Raw genomic sequence first — 16399 nt, forward strand, 5'->3', positions numbered from 1 at the left:
AGTTTTGTGAAATCCCTGTACGCTCTACCCATGACTACGGCGATCGACATGAACGGCGTCGTGAAAACCTTCGGGAAAACACGCGCCCTGAACAACCTGAACCTGCACGTCGAAACTGGCGAAGTGCACGGCTTCCTAGGCCCGAACGGTGCCGGAAAGTCCACCACCATTCGCGTGCTTCTCGGGTTGCTGCGGGCAGATAGCGGCAGGACCGAACTGCTCGGCGGTGACCCTTGGAACGACGCGGTCGAGCTTCACAAGCGCCTCGCGTATGTCCCCGGTGACGTCGAACTCTGGCCGAACTTGACCGGTGGCGAAGCGATCGACCTGCTGGGCCGTCTGCGCGGTGGCCTAGACAAAAGGCGCCGCGCCGAACTGATCGAAAAGTTCGACCTCGACCCGTCGAAAAAGGGCCGAACATACTCGAAAGGAAACCGCCAGAAAGTCGCGATCATCGCGGCACTAGCGTCGAACGTTGAACTGCTGCTTCTCGACGAACCCACGGCGGGGCTCGATCCGCTGATGGAGACAGTCTTCCAGACCTACATCAAAGAAGCTGCAGCCGAGGGCACGACGGTGCTGCTGTCGAGCCACATTCTGGCGCAGGTTGAGAAGCTCTGCGACCAAATCAGCATCATCCGCCTCGGCGAGGTCGTGCAATCCGGAACCCTTGCAGAAATGCGTCACCTCACGCGCACCACAGTGGAAGCGACCACCGCAACTGCGGCAACCGACATCGAGCGGATGCGCGGCGTACATGACTTCACTGTCGATCACGACCGGGTGCGGTTCGCGGTTGACAGTGACCAACTCGACGACGTCATGCGCGAACTCAGCGCATACGGCATCCGCAGCCTCGTGAGCCACCCGCCCACACTCGAAGAACTTATGCTGCGGCACTACCAGGACGAACTGAACGGCACCACTGAGACTGCAGGAGCACGCACATGACTACCGCCACGGCCCGCCGGCGCGGCCCCGAGGTCATGGGCTCCGGGGGTGCCCGCCACCCCTTCGCGGGTACCGCGACCATGACACGGCTGGCATTGCGCCGCGACCGAATCCGGGTGCCCGTCTGGGTCGGTGCACTCACCCTGCTCACTGTCGGCAGCCTGCAGAGCTTCCGCGACACGTATCCCACGCTCGAAGACCGGCAGACCGTGGCGCAACTCGCGGATCTGCCGGCCATGATCGGCATGGTTGGGCGTAGTTACCAGCCGCAGGACTACAACTTCGGTGTGATGCTGGGCCACCAGATGACGGTCATGACGGCACTGGTGTTCGGTCTGATGAGCATTTTGCTGATGGTGCGGCACACGCGGGCCGAGGAAGAAGCCGGACGCGCGGAGCTGCTGCGCTCCAGCGTTGTCGGGCGCCATGCGACGCTCGCGTCTGCGCTTATCCTCGTCGTCAGCGCGAACCTTTTGGCGGGACTGCTGACCGCGCTCGGCGTTGCCAGCAGCGGGCTTGAGGGAATCACGACAAGCGGGTCATTCCTGTACGGCGCGAGCCTGGCCGCCGCTGGCATCGTTTTCGCGGGCGTCACCGCGATCACTGTCCAGATCACTGAGTATGGGCGCGGCGCCATGGGCATGGCGCTCGGCGTACTGGGGGGTGCGTACGCCCTCCGCGCGGCGGGCGACATTGGTGAGAACTTCCTGCGCTGGCTCTCACCCCTTTTCTGGGGACAAGCGTCGCGGCCATTCGCCGTCGACGAGCGCTGGTGGCCACTCGCACTAACCCTGGCTACGGCTGGAATTCTGATCCTCGTTGGCTTCCGGATGAGCATCATGCGCGATGTCGGCGCAGGACTTCGACCACCCAAGCTCGGCGCTCCGGAGGGGTCCGCAGCCCTGACAAATCCGCTCGGATTCGCCGTACGGCTGCAGCGCGCTGCGGCGATCGCCTGGATCGCGGGCCTCGCCGTTTTTGGACTGACCTACGGAATGCTCGTCAACGGCGTGGAAGACATGCTTGAGCAACTCACTGCCCTCGGTGACGTTCTGCCTGACATCCCGGGCGCGAGCCTCGTCGATTCCTGGGTCGCGATGCTGATCACCTTCCTGTCGATCATCGCGTCGATCCAGGCGGTGCTCGCCGTCAACCGGTTGCGCAGCGAGGAAAACGCGGGGCGCGCCGAACCCATTCTCGCCACTGGTGTTTCGCGCAGCCGCTGGATGGGGAGCCACCTCACCGTCGCGTTCGTCAGCAGCGCGCTAGTCGTGATGGCTGCAGGGCTCGGCCTCGGCGGTGCTGGTGCAATCGCGTTGGGTGACCCGGAATTCCTCGTCCGAATGCTGGGCGCGGCAGCTGCGCATATCCCGGCGGTGTGGTTCGCGGTCGGAGTTGCGGCGGCATTGTTCGGCGTTGCGCCGCGACTGCAGGGACTCGCTTGGGTTATCCCGGTCTACGGCGTCCTCGTCGTGTACATGGGTGCGATTTTCGGATTCCCCGAATGGATGTACAACTACTCGCCGTTCGGCCATATCTCCGAAGTACCCGCTGCGCCTCTCGAGTGGACTCCGCTGATCGTCCTGATTGCGCTCACGGCGGCACTGACCACCGCGGGGCTCGCCGGTTTCCGGCGCCGCGATCTCGAATCGAAGTAGGCCGTTTTTTCGCCAGTACTTGGCCGCCCCGACGCTGTTCACGAAGCGTCGGGGCGGTTCCCGTTAGGACGGCAGATTGAACCAGCCCTGGCTGAAGGTCCAGCCAGAACTGAACGGGAAGGTATCGGCGGTCAGGAAATCAATGATTGAGCCCAGCGAGATTTCCGGCAGTGCCATGTTGATCAGGTCGAGAATGATGTCCATTCACGCGCTCCTTACGGAAAGTAGTTGTGCCACCTAAATGATCTATCCGAGCCCGATCGCTTCGCTGAGGATTGGCCACGAAACGCGGAGATCTTCTTCCCAGTAGGCCCATGAGTGCGTCCCAGCGGGGCGCAGGTTGATGTGCGCCGGGATGTTCAGCTCATCAAGGCGGCGGGCGAAGTCCACGGTGCATTGATAGGTGGCGGCTTCGAGAAGCCCGCCGACAACGAGGAGGTTCGCATACCTCGCCGGACTTCCCTGCACGAAGTCGTTGTCGAACGTGTCGTATGGTCCCGGAAGCCCGGTGGCACTAGAGACGTAAACGACTGTCCCCCGCAGCCCTTCAGCATTGAGGTACGGATCGTACTCACGCCAGGCGGGCGAGCCTGATGGTCCCCACATGTTGTCGACGTCGCCCGGGCCAGCCAGCACCGTTCGCACATAGAATTCGCCAAGCCGATCACTGGTTCTGGCGCACCCGCTGTAAGAACCTACGGCGTCATAGACCTCTGGCGCAGCTATCGCGAGGGCAAGCACCGACGTCGCTGACATCGACAAACCCGCGATAGCGTTGCGGCCCGTGGCGCCGAGCGCGGTATCGACAATGGGCGGCAATTCGCGAGTTAAGAAGGTTTCCCACTTGACGATTCCAAGGTCCGGGTCCTCGTTAATCCAGTCTGTGTAGTACGTGTACGCGCCGCCAATGGGCGTCACCACGTTGACATTCTTGTCCATGAAGAAGCCGAAGAGATCGGTCCGCTCACGCCAGGTGGCCGAGTCTTCTCCCCCGCCTGCACCGTTCAGCAAGTACAGAGTCGGGCGTGCAACCGAGTTGTCGGCCGGAGTGATCACCTCGAGCGGAATGACCTTTTGCATCGCCGCCGAGTAGACGTAAAGCATCGCCTCGCGGTCACTAATGCGCTCAATACGGTCTAGATAGGAGCCAGTCGTGCTGACAGACGGTGGCGGCCCGGTTTCCGGGTCTCCGTTCTGCCCTGGCAAGCCGGGCTGCGCAGACGCGACGGATGACTGAACAAACAAGAGGGCGAGCGCGAGAAGTGCGCCCGTGCGTAGTCTGAGTCTCACTCCCCAGACCTCCAAGCTCGAAGAAGGAGTTATTACCCGAAAAATGCGGCGTGCTGGGCGCGGTATCCGCGCCCAGCACCCGCTCGCTGGCCCGTCTAGCTGCCGATGGTCAAGTTCAGGAAGTCTGAACTCATGAAGTTGAACCATTCTGAACTGAACGCCCAGTCAGAACTGAAGTTGAACACCCAGTTAAGGAAGTCGCTGGACACCGCATCGCCTCCATCTCGAGAACATCACCACACACCACGTGCAGCCATAATGAGGTATATCACATTTGCGTCACAGAGAATCACTAATTGTGTCCCCTAAATTTCCGTCCCTAATTTGACCTACACGTTGATGATCTTGTTTCTAACAGACAGAAACTAATTCGCTAGGATAAGCATTTATCCGGTCCTCTAGGTACCCATTTGGAACAAAGTTGCCGTTAATGTCACGAACGTCCCACGAATCTAAAATAATCACATTGGCCACACGCTGCCTTGGCGAATCCCCAGGTCAGTCGTGGCTCGCGTGTTCGAACTGTTGCGCCCCGCTACGACCCGCCCGCACTTCGAACAAAACCAGGAGATGTGACCGAATGGGCAATTGCACTTGTGCTCAGCAAATCGTGTGATTCCTGGACGTTGCGCATTCGCAATCGCGTAAGACGGCCGTCAGCGTACAGCTTGCTTAACCAGGTCAGCTAGACGTGCCCAGCCCGTTTCGGTCACCTGGGTCAGCGCATACGATGTGGGCCATATTCCGCTCGCTTCGTCCAGGCTCGCCTCCGCGCTGAATCCGAAGGTCGAGAAGCGCTCCTTATCCATTTGCCCGCTGCGGAAAAAGCACACTACCTTTCCTTTTCTGGCGTAAGCGGGCTGCCCGTAGTACAGCTTTGGCGCGAGGTCCGGCGCAACAGATGTCACTATCGCGTGCACACGCTCGGCCATGTGCCGATCCGGCTCGGGCATCTGCGCAATCTTCGCGCGCACGTCGGCCTCGTCGGCAGCGGCTTTATCCGCGGCTCGGCTGCGCCGCTTCTGCGCCGTCAACTCCGCGGACCGCTCCTTCATCGCGGTGCGCTCAAGGTCGGAAAACCCAGAGTCCGATGATGCGCCCATGGTGGCTCCTTCGTCTGCGTCGCTGCTCTTCCTGACGAATCCAAGCTAGCCAATGGCGACGATCCGCACTTCTCGAATTCTGATCAATCACGCTTGCGGTCCGCGCGGGTAGGCAACTGCCAGTGCCCATTCCGCTATCCGGTCGTCATACCCGTGAGCCGGGAAAGTGCCGTCAACAGACACATCCTCGATCGTCATGGAGACGAAGCCGTCCACCGTCCTGGCCTGTGGGGGCCAATCCGGTGTGAGGCTAGGTCGCCGCACACGGCCCCGGTTGTGCCGAACCGCACGCGCCGTCAGCGCTGTCACTGCCTGCAAGCCACCGAACAGAAACGCATCAATGATTCGCCACTGCCCCGCCAGCACGTCCGCCCTACTCTGTGAGGGATGCCGGAGGAGGTAGCAGGCCACGTTAACCGCGTGATAGTCCCCCACGGCTGTCGACGTTCGTGATCCAGCGCCAGCAAGGCCATGAACAAGCCAGCGCAAGGCCCATACCGGCCCGGCGCGGCACATTCGCTGCACGCACTTTCCATAGCAGTCACAGTAGAAGTTGCCGTGGCGTCACCCGCAAATGCGGAGGCAAGAACTATTCAACTCCCAATCGCGCGCTCTAAGACCGCACGAAGGTGGTGCGGGTTCGCCGGAGCGTTGTCGAGGAGGATTGCGGTGCACAAGCCGTCGGACGCAGCGACGAGGGCGTCGATCGATTGCGGGTCCTCAGTGAGCGAAGCGGCAAGTTCGGCAATATTCTCGCGCCACCGCCGCGCCACGGGCCGCAACGCGGGACGGCGGGCGGCCAGGGTGGTGAGTTCGCGCTCCGCCAATGCTCGTTCCCGGCCCGGACCCGCGGACTCAGCGATGAGCTGGGCGAGGCCTGCGAGTTTGTCGCCAGGGCCGTCAAGGATCTCACGGATCCGGGTGGTGTATTCGTCGGCGACGCTGGTAAGCGCAGCGACGAGCAGGTCATCGAGAGTGGAGAAGTAATACGTGCTCAGCGACGTCGCGATGCCAGCCTGTTTCGCAACAGTGCGGTGCGTGACACCGGCGGCGCCATCGCGCGTGACTACGGCCAGGGTGGCGTCGATTATTTCGGCGCGCCGCCTCGCTCCGCGCAGCCGACGGCCGTCGCGAGCTTCGCCGTCTTCGCGGGCGTGGTCCATGCTCCCTCCTCGCTCACCCCTACGCTAGCCGAACCGTCAGTGGAGCGTTCGCGCTGCGGTGCGGCACTGTGCCCGAGGCGAGGCACGTGGCGCAGCATCCACAAGCACAGCACCGCCACCGCTGCGATTACAGCTCCCGCGACGATCGATGAGACGTTGAGGCCCCCGGTAAACGCGCGCTGAGCATCTTCAACGGCCCCGGCTGGGAGCCTGTCGGCAAAGAGGATGGCGCTGTTGAGGCTGTCACCGATCGCGTGCGACGCGTCCCCGGCCAGACCGTCGGGTACGGATACCCGAGCACGGTAGACGGCAGCGGCGAGACTGCCCAGCAACGCAACACCGAGGGCAATGCCCAGTTCCTGGACCGTCTCCGATAACGATGCTGCCGACCCCGACTTTGAGGGCGGCGCCGCACCAACCACCATGTCGGTGCCGAGTGCGGCGATGGCACCGAGGCCGAGATAAACGAAGGCGAATCCGATCGCTACGGTGACCTCGCCGTCCAGGCCAACGGTCGCGAGTAAGGCGTAGCCGACGAGCGAGATCACGAGGGTGGCGCCCATGACATAGCCGGGGCGCACGCGGCGCGCGATCAGCGGTGCCCCGATCGCGGCGACAAACATCGCCAGCGCCGGAGGGCCCATCCACAGCCCAGCAACGAATGGCGTGAGTCCTTCGACCAACTGGAGGTACTGGGTGACCAGGAACATCGAGCCACCGACTCCCACGAGACCGACCAAGAGCACGCTCAGCGCCACGCTAAAGGCCCGGATGCGGAAAAGCGTCAGATCAAGCAGGGGGTCGGGTAGCCGTCGCTGCCGTCGCACGAACAGCAGCCCCGCCATGACGCCTGCCAAAGCGAGTAACAACGATTCTGCTTGGGGTCCGTAGGCGGCCATGTGCTTGATGGCGTAGATCATCGGAAGAATCGCGGCGAGTGACAGAGCCACGCTGAATAGGTCGAGCTTCCCTGCGGACGGGTCAGCGAACTCCGGCAGCAGAACTCGGGCCCCAGCGAGCACGGCTATCGCGATAGGCACCGCTAGCAGGAACGCTGCGCCCCACCAGAACGCGTCAACCAGCAACCCGCCCACAACGGGCCCCGCTGCCATGCCCAGCGCGAACATCGTCGCCCACACGCCGATCGCGACCGCGCGCTGGCGAACGTCCGGAAACATGTTCGAGATCAGCGACAACGTCGACGGCATGAGCGTCGCGCCGGCGACCCCCAAGAGCGCCCTGGCGACGATCAGCAGCTCTGCGGTTGGTGCGAACGCGGCGAAGACTGACGCAGCTGCAAACGCGGCCAATCCGATCATCAGCAACCGGCGCCGCCCTATTCGATCCCCCAGCGTGCCCATCGTGACGAGAAATCCAGCGATGAAGAACCCGTAGGCGTCCATGATCCATAGCAGCTGCGGAGCCGAAGGCGTCAGGTCGGCGACCATGCTCGGCGCTACCAGATACAGCACAGTCACGTCCAAGCCCAGCAGCACCGTCGGCAAGGCGAGTAGTCCAAGCCCAGCCCATTGGCGGGGTCCGGCCCGTACCGAGTGTTCGTGCATTCCAGCCTCCCGCCTAGGGATATTTATTTGAACGATAATACAAGTTGTACTTTGATTCAAATATCTCTCGTGCAGGCCGAGTGCAACGCTGTCTGGCGCTCAGCATTTCGGTGGGGGCGAGCCACGCGTCGCACGCACCTCTGGCGAAGCTGTGAGGGTGAACTTTCGCGATGGCGGCCGATCAGATCGAATCTGCCCTCTCGCTGGGAACTTGCCCGGCGCGCGGCCGGGGCAAATTCCCGGCAACAGGGCAACTGAGGAGTCCAAACGAAAAACCCCGGCCAATGACCGGGGTCTTCGCACACTGTGGAGCTAGGGGGAATCGAACCCCCGACCTTCTCGATGCGAACGAGACGCGCTACCAACTGCGCTATAGCCCCAGGCGCAGTGATTGTGTCACTGCATCGGCAACCTTAGCAGGCCGCGCATCCGCTAGTGAAACCGGCGCGCAACGTTGTGCGCAGCGCCGGCGATATACCTGGTAACTACTCGGCAACGAACTTCGCCAGCGGCGTTTTTTGTCAGACCCCAGGGGCACACTGGATATGTAGAGGAGGCGCAAGAATACACCCCTGAGCAGGGGCGTTGCGGGAATTTCCCTGCCCCGCAACGCGTTTTCTCTAGAGCACTAGGAGCAACAATGGTGTTACACCTGGGGAGGCCGCGATGAATGGTCTAAAAGGCAGGACGGTCACTGCCGCCATCCCGCCCGGCGCGGACTTGGTTGGTCATCTCAACCAGGCTGCCGCGAAGCACACCCTTGCGCCGTGGGTTGCCGCACTGCTGGGCGTGGCCGGTGCGGCAACGCTGCCGTGGGGCATTGGTGTCTGGCTCGCCGCGGTGCCGATTGTCTGGTGGCTCGCACTGTACGACCGGAGAAACCGAACCGTCGCCGTTCACTACGAACTCGGCGATGAGGCAGAACGCTGGTACGGGCAGCTCACCGAAGCGGTACGCCAGCTCAAACTAGGTCACCACCTGTGGCGCATCGACACAGCCGGATTCGCCGAGTCACCCTCCGCCAGCGCGGGCACCGGCATCGATACCACCCTGCCGCGCCAGCCGATCCATGTCAGCACCCGGCCCGAGTACCCACTTGTGAGCAACCTGAGGGTGCCAACATTCTCCTGCGGGACGCACACACTGTCGCTGCTGCCCGATCGCGTGCTCGCACGCGCACACAACACGTTCTCCGACGCGACCTACGATCTCCTCACCGTGTCTGCACGCAAACTGCGCTTCACCGAACAGGAGACGCTGCCTGACAGTGCCCAGATCGTCGACCACACGTGGCTTTACACGAACAAAGACGGCAGCCCTGACCGTCGGCGCCGCGACAACCAAGAGCTGCCTATCGTCGAATACGGGCTCGTCGAGATCAAAAGCAAGTCCGGAGCCCGATGGTGCATGCTGCTCACCGACACCAGCACAGCAGACCAGATTGTCGAACTTCTTAGCGACGCACCTCGCGACGTGTCACGCACGCATCACTGACCGAAGCGCCGAGCTCCTGCAGGAGACTCACCGAACCGATCGAGATGGTCAAAGGCCGGATTCTCATCGTCGATGCCTACAACCGACCCATCACCGGCTTCGGCTGACTCGTCACGGCGGCGCTCACCGCGCAGCCGCGCCAAACGCCGCTCACGGATATTGCGTTCGATCCTCACCTGTGTGCGCAGGTAAACGAGATACCCTGCGAGCGCAACGAACGACACGGCTGTGACGTACCAAGCGTACGAGGTGAATAGGATCGCGACCACGACACTGAGGACCACGACAGCCGCTAATGCGATCACGATGCGCTGCCGCAGCGTGTAACGCGCCGCAGCCGCAATCTCGTCGGCCTCGGGATCGTATCCGCCCCGGCCGCGTCGCGTGTGTACCTGCTCGCTCTCGAGTTCAAGTTCAGCATCGTCGGGCGTGCGGTAGCCGCTACCTGCGAACCCGCCGGTGTTGTGAGCGCGAGAATCCATCACGTCCTCCCCGTGAATTGTGTTCATCTGGGCGTCGAGGTGCGCCCTGACGTGTGCCCTGACGTGCGCACTGTCTGCAGCACCGTCAGAACTATCGCCAATCCCTGATTGGTTTTGTCTTGCCAGGCGGAGCCGCCCCCCGCCCCGGTGCAGCAACCGTGAAGACAGCGCACGATCCCCCGCGCGGAAGATCGGTTGCCGCAGATTGACGACCATCGGAACGAGCACAAAGAGACTGAGAACGACCAGACCAAGCCACAAGAACGAATTCGGCACGGGTCAGTTCTCCTTCCCTGGTGCGCAGCGGGCCAGGATCAATTCGTGATCCTGAAGCAAGGCTAGGGCGAATAACGGTAAGACAACGGAAGGCACGCCGAAGATCACGCCAGTGAGATGCGGCGATCATGTGTGAATGACCACACGCGCAACTTTAGTTACCACTGAGCACGGTTCTGCCGGACCAATCGCCCCACCGCGCTGTCTGGGTAGTCGTCCACGAGAATTGCGACGAGGTGGTGGTCACGCCACTCCCCGTCCACATGCAGGTAGCGTCGCAGCAGCCCCTCATCCCGGAATCCCACCCGGCGCAACACCGCCTTGCTCGCATCATTTTCCGGCCGAACCGTGGCTTCAAGCCGATGCAGTCCGACTGCCTGAAAGCCGTGATCCACCCCCATGGCCAATGCGGCAGTGGCAATACCCTGACCGGCAAGTTCACGAGCCACCCAGTACCCGATCCAGGCCGAACACAGAGGGCCGCGCACCACATTGCCGATCGTCAGCTGTCCACAGAACTGTCCGTCGAGTTCGATCGCGAAAGGCAGCATCATGCCCCTGCGTCCTGCGTTTCGCAGATTCATGCACACCGACGGCCAGGCTGTGGCGCGGTGCCGGGACTCCCACGTTCCAGGGCCAGATGGCTCCCACGGGCGGAGGTAGTCCTCGTCGTTCAGCCGGTAGCGGCTCCAGGTGGCCGCGTCTCGGAGCCGGACTGGGCGCAGCCGCACTACCCCGCCGGCGACTGTCACAGGGCCAGCCGCGGCCGGCCAGCCAGGCTGGCTCACCCGCGCTGCGCGAGGAACGCGACATCCACGTCCTCGCCCGCTCCGACGTGGGTCGCCTCTGGGGCTACCTGAATGAGGCAGTTCGCCTCCGCCAGGTCAGCGAGCAGGTTCGACATAGTGCCCGAACCGAGCGCCCGGACCACGTAGTTGCCTTCGCGGTCACGCATTAGCTGGCCACGAATGAAACCCGCACGGCCCTCGATTGACGTGACGTCGTTTATCAGCGCTGCACGGACGACGCGGCGCATCGGGTTGTTCTTCCCCAGGCCCAGCCGGATCAAGGGCCGGATCATCACTTCGAAAACGACGAGCGCACTGACAGGGTTCGACGGAAGGAGAAACGTCGGCACTTTAAGATCGCCGAGCTGGCCGAATCCCTGTACCGAGCCGGGGTGCATCGCGACGCGGCCAATCTCCATATGCCCCAGATCGAGCAGCGCTTCACGGACGATCTCGGACGCAGTGCCGCCCACAGCACCGCTGATCACGATGATCTCCGAGCGACTGACCTGACTCTCGATCGCCGCCCGAATCTCGCTGACCTCGCTGCCCGCAATTCCGGCGCGCGTAACGTCGGCCCCGGCGTCACGGGCCGCGGCTGCGAGCGCGTAAGTGTTGACGTCAAACACCTGGCCCGACGCGGGTTTACGGTCAATATCGACAAGCTCCGCCCCGACGGAAACGACCGCGACGCGCGGCCGGGGGCGCACCAGTACGCGCTGCCGTCCCACAGCGGCGAGCAGCCCGACCTGTGCGGGACCAATCACTGCACCTTCAGCCACCGCGATGTCACCGAGCCGAACGTCGTCGCCAGCACTGCGCACATAATCGCCCTGGCGCACCGAACGGTATATTTTCACCTTCGCGCGACCCGAATCGGTCCATCCGAGTGGCACCACCGCGTCCGCGAGAGTAGGCATTGGCGCACCCGTTTCGATGCGCACAGCCTGTTTCGGCTGCAGCCGGGCCGGCTGGCGCGAGCCAGCGCGGATCTCCCCCACGACGGGGAGCGTGAAATCCGCTGGCTGCCCGAACTGTCCCTTGAAGTCCGGGCCGGCTTCCGTCACGTCAACGCTGCGAACGGCGTAACCGTCCACCGCGGCCTGGTCGAATCCCGGAAGCGGATGCTCGGACACGACCTCCTCGGCGCAGACTAGGCCGTGGGCCTGGGATATCGCTACGCGAACAGGTTGCGGCGCTACGGCGGCGGCCCGTATTCGGGCTTGCTGTTCCTCAACCGAGCGCATGAACCCCTTCCCTTCCTTCACCTCCCCGCTGCCGCCACTCCGCTTTCTGCGGAGCGGTCATCGCTGGGGATTGTCAGCCCAAGCCGCTCAGTGATCCACGAGCGCAACTCTGGGCCGTACTCCTTGTCGTCGAGTGCAAAGTCAACCGCAGCTTTGAGAAACCCGCCGGGATTTCCGAGGTCGTGTCGGGTGCCCTTGTGAACAAAAATATGCACCGGGTGGCCCTCTTCGACAAGCAGCGCGATCGCGTCGGTCAGCTGGAGCTCGCCGCCCGTGCCCGGCGTGATGCGCCGCAGCGCACCAAAGATCTCGCGATCGAGCAGGTATCGGCCCGCCGCTGCCAAGTTGGACGGTGCCTCATCCGCTGAGGGCTTTTCCACCATCGCGGTGACTTGCATGACGCTATCGGCTTCAGCGGGATCGCCGGTCGGCTCGACAGCAAAGACGCCGTACGCGCTGACTTCCTGCGGATCTACCGGAATGGCGCACAGAACACTGCCGCCATAGCGCGCACGGACGTCCGCCATCTTCGTGAGGACACCGGAGGGCAGTACGAGGTCATCAGGCAACAGAATCGCAATTTCTTCCTCATCGTCATCCAGCGCGGCCTCCGCACACGCGATTGCGTGGCCGAGCCCGAGCGGTTCCTCCTGAACGACCGCTTCGACGTCCATAAGTGCGGGTGCGCGCCGAACCTTGTCTAGCAATGCGTGCTTGCCGCGCTCTTCGAGCGTGCCTTCAAGGAGCTCGTGCCGCACGAAATGAGCGAGAACGCCCTCCTTGCCTTCTGAGGTGATGATCACCAATCGGCCCGCACCAGCTTCGGCCGCCTCAGTCGCGACCAACTCGATCGCTGGGGTGTCGACCAGCGGTAGTAGTTCTTTCGGTACCGTCTTTGTGACGGGGAGGAAACGTGTGCCGAGCCCGGCGGCAGGAACGATCGCCGTCCGGAACGGCGGCACCAGCTGCCCGTTGGCCTCAGTCATAGATCACCTCGTTGCTAGTTCGTGGGCCATCCAGCAGGCTCCCGCGAAGCTTGCCTGCGCAAGCGCCCGAAAACATGCTCGTGGCCAGTCCCGCAAAGCGTCTCGCACCTTGGGGGAGTTTTCAACAGGAAGACATGTGAGTATTCAGTTATGAGCGATAAGGGTGAGCAGTTCGGTGCCAGTCCTGCACCGGTACAGATACCGCATTTTGCGGGAGATCAAACGCGGCTCGACTCGAAGGATAAATGGCGTGCGGCGATCCTTGCGGAACGCGCGGCGCTGAGTGGGCAAACGGCGGCTGCGGAGGCTAACCTGCTGACTGAGCAGGTGCTGACCGCACTGGCCCTTACTGCGGCCTCGGCATCATTTGCACCAGCCAGCGCGGTAGTCGCTGCCTATGTACCGGCACGGGATGAGCCCGGCTCAATTGGGATGCTTGACGCCCTCGCTGCGGCTGGCGCACAGGTGCTGCTACCGATCACCGCGCCGGGAAACACGCTCGACTGGGGCCAATATCACCCTGAGTATCCACTCACAACCGCGCGCTACGGACTGCTCGAGCCTACCGGTCCCCGCCTCGGCGCCGCGGCACTCGGCACCGCGGACGTCATCTTCGTACCTGCGCTCGCCGTCGACCGGCGTGGCGTTCGGCTCGGCCGCGGCGCGGGCTACTACGATCGCGCGCTGGCCGCCACCTTGGTGACCGGCTCGGTTCTTGCCATCGTCAGGGACGCAGAGTTCGTCGCGGAACTGCCGGAGTCAGCCCATGACCGGCGCGTCGACGGTGTTGTCACACCCGTTTCGGGGCTCATGACGATCTCAAGCGACTCCAGCGGGGAATAAGGCCGCCAGATGTGGGGTTCACCTCAGTAGCCTTCTCATTTGGCACTCTTCACGCTAGAGTGCTAAGACCTTGTTTGTGCCTTCGGAGGTGCCCTGTGCCGACCTACTCCTACGCCTGTACCGATTGCGGCGATAAGTTCGACATTGTGCAGTCGTTCACGGATGATGCGCTCACCGTGTGCGGAAAGTGCGACGGTAAGCTGCGCAAACTGTTCAATACCGTGGGGATCGTGTTCAAGGGAAGCGGCTTCTACCGCACTGACAACCGCGCTTCGTCGTCATCGAGCACAGCGGCATCTTCCGACTCTTCCAGCTCCAGCTCGGCTGGTTCCAGCTCCTCGAGTTCCAGCAGCACGCCGGCGGCAAGCGCACCAGCAGCAGCGTCCTGAGTTTTCCACAGTCGGCCAGTTATCCACAGTTCGATGAGCGGGTCTGGTTCCTCCCTCATGTCCGCGTCTACGCTTCGGTCAATAAGGCGCTGAACAGATCAAGTGCGCGGCCGGGGAGGGCACGTGGGGGGACGGAAATACGAGGCAGGGCGCGAGGGCGAGGATTTCGCCTCACTGTCACCGCAAGTCCGCGACAGAGCGGTGGCGCTGGCGCAGCGGATACGGGCGCGTGCAAGCGTGCTCCGGCGAATCGCCGCAGGTCTGCTCGCCCTGGCTGGTTGTGTCGTGGCTCTGCAAGCAGGCGGTGGCAACGGCCAGGCCGTTCTCGTTGCGGCACGCGATATAGGCGCTGGTGAGGAACTCACCCCCACCGACGTGGCATCTGCGACGGTAGGCGAAGCGCCCGCCACGGCCTTGGGAGAAGCGGGGCAAGCCATCGGCCAGCGCACCGCGAGCCCTGTACGGGCGGGCGAGGTGCTCACCGATGCCCGGATACTCACGCCCCACCTCATCGGCGAAATCGCCGGCAACGCACCCGCGCGAGCCGTGCCTGTCAGGCTTGCGGATCCCGCCGTCGCAGGACTACTGCGCCCAGGCGACCGTGTTGATGTTCTCGCTGAGAGTGCGCACTCGCGCGGCGGGAGTGACGCGGACAGTGAGCCCGCTGCCCTGGCCGAGGATGCCGCAGTGTTGTTCATTGCGCACGTTTCTGAGCGGAGCGATCCACTCGTCGTGCTGGCACTGGAACCTCCTCAGGCCCTCGCCGTTGCCGCTGCGTCCATGACGAGCGCAATTACCGTCACGCTGCGCTGAAAGCAAGCGTTCTGCAGAGCGAACGGCCTTTCGCTCGTATACGATCTCGACAGTCGATGGTCGCCCGTCCATCCCTCCAGAAAGAAGGAGTCCGCCCGATGCTCAAGGGTTTCCGCGATTTCTTGATGCGCGGTAACGTGCTCGACCTCGCCGTTGCGGTCGTCGTCGGTACGGCTTTCACCGCAATCGTGACGGCGTTCACGGAGAACATCATCAATCCGCTGATCGCCGCTATTGGTGCCGACCAGGACGTCGAAGGACTTGGCATCCTCCTACGGTCCGGCGCGCCCGCGACGTTCGTTGACATTGGCGCTGTTATCACCGCCGTCATCAACTTCGTGATTATCGCTGCAGTGGTGTACTTCGTGCTCATCGTGCCCTTCACTGCAGCGAAGAAGCGCTTGATCAGGGAGCAGCATGCGGAGGAAGAGGCCGGCGTGACCGACATCGAACTCCTCACGGAGATCCGCGACCTCCTCGCCGCGCAGCGCAACGCACAGCCTCCGGCTACGTCCTGACTCGAACGTGATTATGGCCCTGTGCTCGCAATGAGCACAGGGCCATAATTGTTCGTCGCAGCTGCCAGGCGGCAGGCTCAGCCGTGGTGCGGCGGGCGATTCTCCAGCAGCCAATCGTCGCTGCGCACCGAAGCGTCCCCACCGCCCCGGCCAGCAGGGCCCGCCGGACCATCCGGGTCCTCTGGAAGCACGGCACCGAACACAGCATCGAGCGCAGCTTTCCGCCGGACATCGTCTTTCACGCGATCCTTCGCGCCACGAGCCTGATCGTGAGTTTCGTGGCGCGCCGCCGAACCGGACACTAGTCTTCCTCGAACGTCGACTGCTCGGCAGTGACATGCGCGACCAGCGGGCCGATGGTGGCCATTCCGTCGCGGACCGCAGCGCGCGATGACGCCAGGTTGACCACCACGGTGCTGCCGGAAATGCCCGCGAGCCCGCGCGATAGAGCTGCGTCATGCACTCCGTCAGTCCGCCCAGAAGCCCGCAGCGCCTCCGCGATCCCCGGAATCTCACGATCAAGAACCGCTGCCGTTGCCTCCGGTGTGACATCACGAGCGGACGTGCCGGTCCCGCCGATCGAAATCACGAGATCAACACCGCCGATCACCGCGGTGTTGAGTGCGTTGCGAATTTCCACCTCATCAGCCGCGACAGCAACAGTGGCGTCGACATGGTAGCCCGCTTCAGTCAGCAGTTCCCGTACCAGCGGCCCGATGTTGTCTGCCTTTTCGCCGTGTGCCTGTCGATCGTCAACAATCACGACGAGTGCGCGCCCGCCCGGCGACGTCTGCATCTCCATGCTCTTTACGGTAATGCCCACGGTTGGGGCC

General features: G+C 63.2%; 19 protein-coding genes and 1 tRNA gene. 7 read left to right on the plus strand and 13 right to left on the minus strand.

The genetic code is table 11. The features are described from left to right. Positions 1-30 precede the first annotated feature (30 nt). On the plus strand, positions 31-951 hold the full coding sequence (locus ONR57_RS01915) for an ABC transporter ATP-binding protein (RefSeq protein ID WP_265121168.1): 921 nt from the start codon (positions 31-33) through the stop codon (positions 949-951). After that, positions 948-2609, plus strand: coding sequence for an ABC transporter permease (locus ONR57_RS01920; protein ID WP_265121169.1), 1662 nt, complete (start codon positions 948-950; stop codon positions 2607-2609). Before ONR57_RS01915 ends, ONR57_RS01920 begins: the two co-directional genes overlap by 4 nt. A gap of 63 nt (positions 2610-2672) precedes the next feature. On the opposite strand, the gene ONR57_RS01925 is transcribed toward ONR57_RS01920, so the two are convergent. The 7 genes from ONR57_RS01925 to ONR57_RS01955 all read right to left on the minus strand — a co-directional run bounded on the left by ONR57_RS01925 (position 2673) and on the right by ONR57_RS01955 (position 8110). Further along, positions 2673-2813 carry a hypothetical protein gene (locus tag ONR57_RS01925; RefSeq protein WP_265121170.1) on the minus strand — a complete coding sequence of 47 codons (141 nt, stop codon included), beginning with the start codon at positions 2811-2813 and terminating at the stop codon, positions 2673-2675. Positions 2814-2855: 42 nt separating this feature from the next. Then, complete coding sequence (locus ONR57_RS01930) at positions 2856-3899, minus strand: alpha/beta hydrolase family protein (protein ID WP_265121171.1); 1044 nt, start codon at positions 3897-3899, stop codon at positions 2856-2858. Between the two features lie 656 nt (positions 3900-4555). After that, positions 4556-5002, minus strand: a complete 447-nt coding sequence (locus ONR57_RS01935) for a DUF1801 domain-containing protein (RefSeq protein ID WP_265121172.1) — start codon at positions 5000-5002, stop codon at positions 4556-4558. Between the two features lie 87 nt (positions 5003-5089). Further along, on the minus strand, positions 5090-5518 hold the full coding sequence (locus tag ONR57_RS01940) for a DUF5946 family protein (protein WP_265121729.1): 429 nt from the start codon (positions 5516-5518) through the stop codon (positions 5090-5092). 77 nt (positions 5519-5595) lie between these two features. After that, positions 5596-6165, minus strand: a complete 570-nt coding sequence (locus ONR57_RS01945; RefSeq protein ID WP_265121173.1) for a TetR/AcrR family transcriptional regulator — start codon at positions 6163-6165, stop codon at positions 5596-5598. Next, the gene (locus ONR57_RS01950; RefSeq protein ID WP_265121174.1) at positions 6090-7730 is read right to left on the minus strand and encodes an MFS transporter; all 1641 of its coding nucleotides are present in this window, start codon (positions 7728-7730) and stop codon (positions 6090-6092) included. Before ONR57_RS01950 ends, ONR57_RS01945 begins: the two co-directional genes overlap by 76 nt. Before the next feature lie 307 nt (positions 7731-8037). Next, positions 8038-8110, minus strand: a tRNA-Ala gene (locus tag ONR57_RS01955). A gap of 286 nt (positions 8111-8396) precedes the next feature. Here ONR57_RS01955 and ONR57_RS01960 point away from each other — a divergent pair. Beyond that, positions 8397-9224: a hypothetical protein gene (locus ONR57_RS01960; RefSeq protein ID WP_265121175.1), complete on the plus strand. Its 828-nt coding sequence runs from the start codon at positions 8397-8399 to the stop codon at positions 9222-9224. Here ONR57_RS01960 and glpR read toward each other — a convergent pair. The 4 genes from glpR to ONR57_RS01980 form a co-directional block, all read right to left on the minus strand. Beyond that, positions 9218-9982 (minus strand): gephyrin-like molybdotransferase receptor GlpR, encoded by a 765-nt coding sequence (glpR, locus tag ONR57_RS01965; protein WP_265121176.1) that lies wholly within the window; start codon positions 9980-9982, stop codon positions 9218-9220. The two genes, ONR57_RS01960 and glpR, sit on opposite strands and share 7 nt — an antisense overlap. 158 nt (positions 9983-10140) lie before the next feature. Further along, entirely contained in the window at positions 10141-10770 is a 630-nt protein-coding gene (locus tag ONR57_RS01970; RefSeq protein WP_265121177.1) for a GNAT family N-acetyltransferase, read from the minus strand. Then, positions 10767-12017 carry a gephyrin-like molybdotransferase Glp gene (glp, locus tag ONR57_RS01975; protein ID WP_265121178.1) on the minus strand — a complete coding sequence of 417 codons (1251 nt, stop codon included), beginning with the start codon at positions 12015-12017 and terminating at the stop codon, positions 10767-10769. The genes ONR57_RS01970 and glp overlap by 4 nt, the downstream gene beginning before the upstream one ends. Positions 12018-12034: 17 nt before the next feature. Beyond that, on the minus strand, positions 12035-13003 hold the full coding sequence (locus tag ONR57_RS01980) for a UTP--glucose-1-phosphate uridylyltransferase (RefSeq protein WP_265121179.1): 969 nt from the start codon (positions 13001-13003) through the stop codon (positions 12035-12037). A gap of 150 nt (positions 13004-13153) precedes the next feature. Between ONR57_RS01980 and ONR57_RS01985 the strand changes: the two genes are divergently transcribed. From ONR57_RS01985 to mscL, 4 genes are all read left to right on the plus strand, one after another. Continuing rightward, positions 13154-13846, plus strand: a complete 693-nt coding sequence (locus ONR57_RS01985) for a 5-formyltetrahydrofolate cyclo-ligase (RefSeq protein ID WP_265121180.1) — start codon at positions 13154-13156, stop codon at positions 13844-13846. Between the two features lie 95 nt (positions 13847-13941). Further along, positions 13942-14235 (plus strand): FmdB family zinc ribbon protein, encoded by a 294-nt coding sequence (locus tag ONR57_RS01990; RefSeq protein WP_265121181.1) that lies wholly within the window; start codon positions 13942-13944, stop codon positions 14233-14235. A 123-nt stretch (positions 14236-14358) separates the two neighbouring features. Further along, a complete protein-coding gene (locus ONR57_RS01995) occupies positions 14359-15048 on the plus strand; it encodes an RcpC/CpaB family pilus assembly protein (protein WP_265121182.1) in 690 nt (229 codons plus the stop codon). A 98-nt stretch (positions 15049-15146) separates the two neighbouring features. Further along, positions 15147-15566, plus strand: a complete 420-nt coding sequence (gene mscL, locus ONR57_RS02000; protein WP_265121183.1) for a large-conductance mechanosensitive channel protein MscL — start codon at positions 15147-15149, stop codon at positions 15564-15566. A 77-nt stretch (positions 15567-15643) separates the two neighbouring features. Here mscL and ONR57_RS02005 read toward each other — a convergent pair whose 3' ends face one another. Together ONR57_RS02005 and ONR57_RS02010 are read right to left on the minus strand one after the other, a co-directional pair. Next, positions 15644-15868: a hypothetical protein gene (locus ONR57_RS02005; protein ID WP_265121184.1), complete on the minus strand. Its 225-nt coding sequence runs from the start codon at positions 15866-15868 to the stop codon at positions 15644-15646. Further along, the gene (locus tag ONR57_RS02010; RefSeq protein WP_265121731.1) at positions 15868-16368 is read right to left on the minus strand and encodes a molybdenum cofactor biosynthesis protein B; all 501 of its coding nucleotides are present in this window, start codon (positions 16366-16368) and stop codon (positions 15868-15870) included. Before ONR57_RS02010 ends, ONR57_RS02005 begins: the two co-directional genes overlap by 1 nt. Positions 16369-16399 lie beyond the last annotated feature (31 nt).

Source organism: Hoyosella sp. YIM 151337, from assembly GCF_026041215.1.
GTDB lineage: Bacteria > Actinomycetota > Actinomycetes > Mycobacteriales > Mycobacteriaceae > Hoyosella.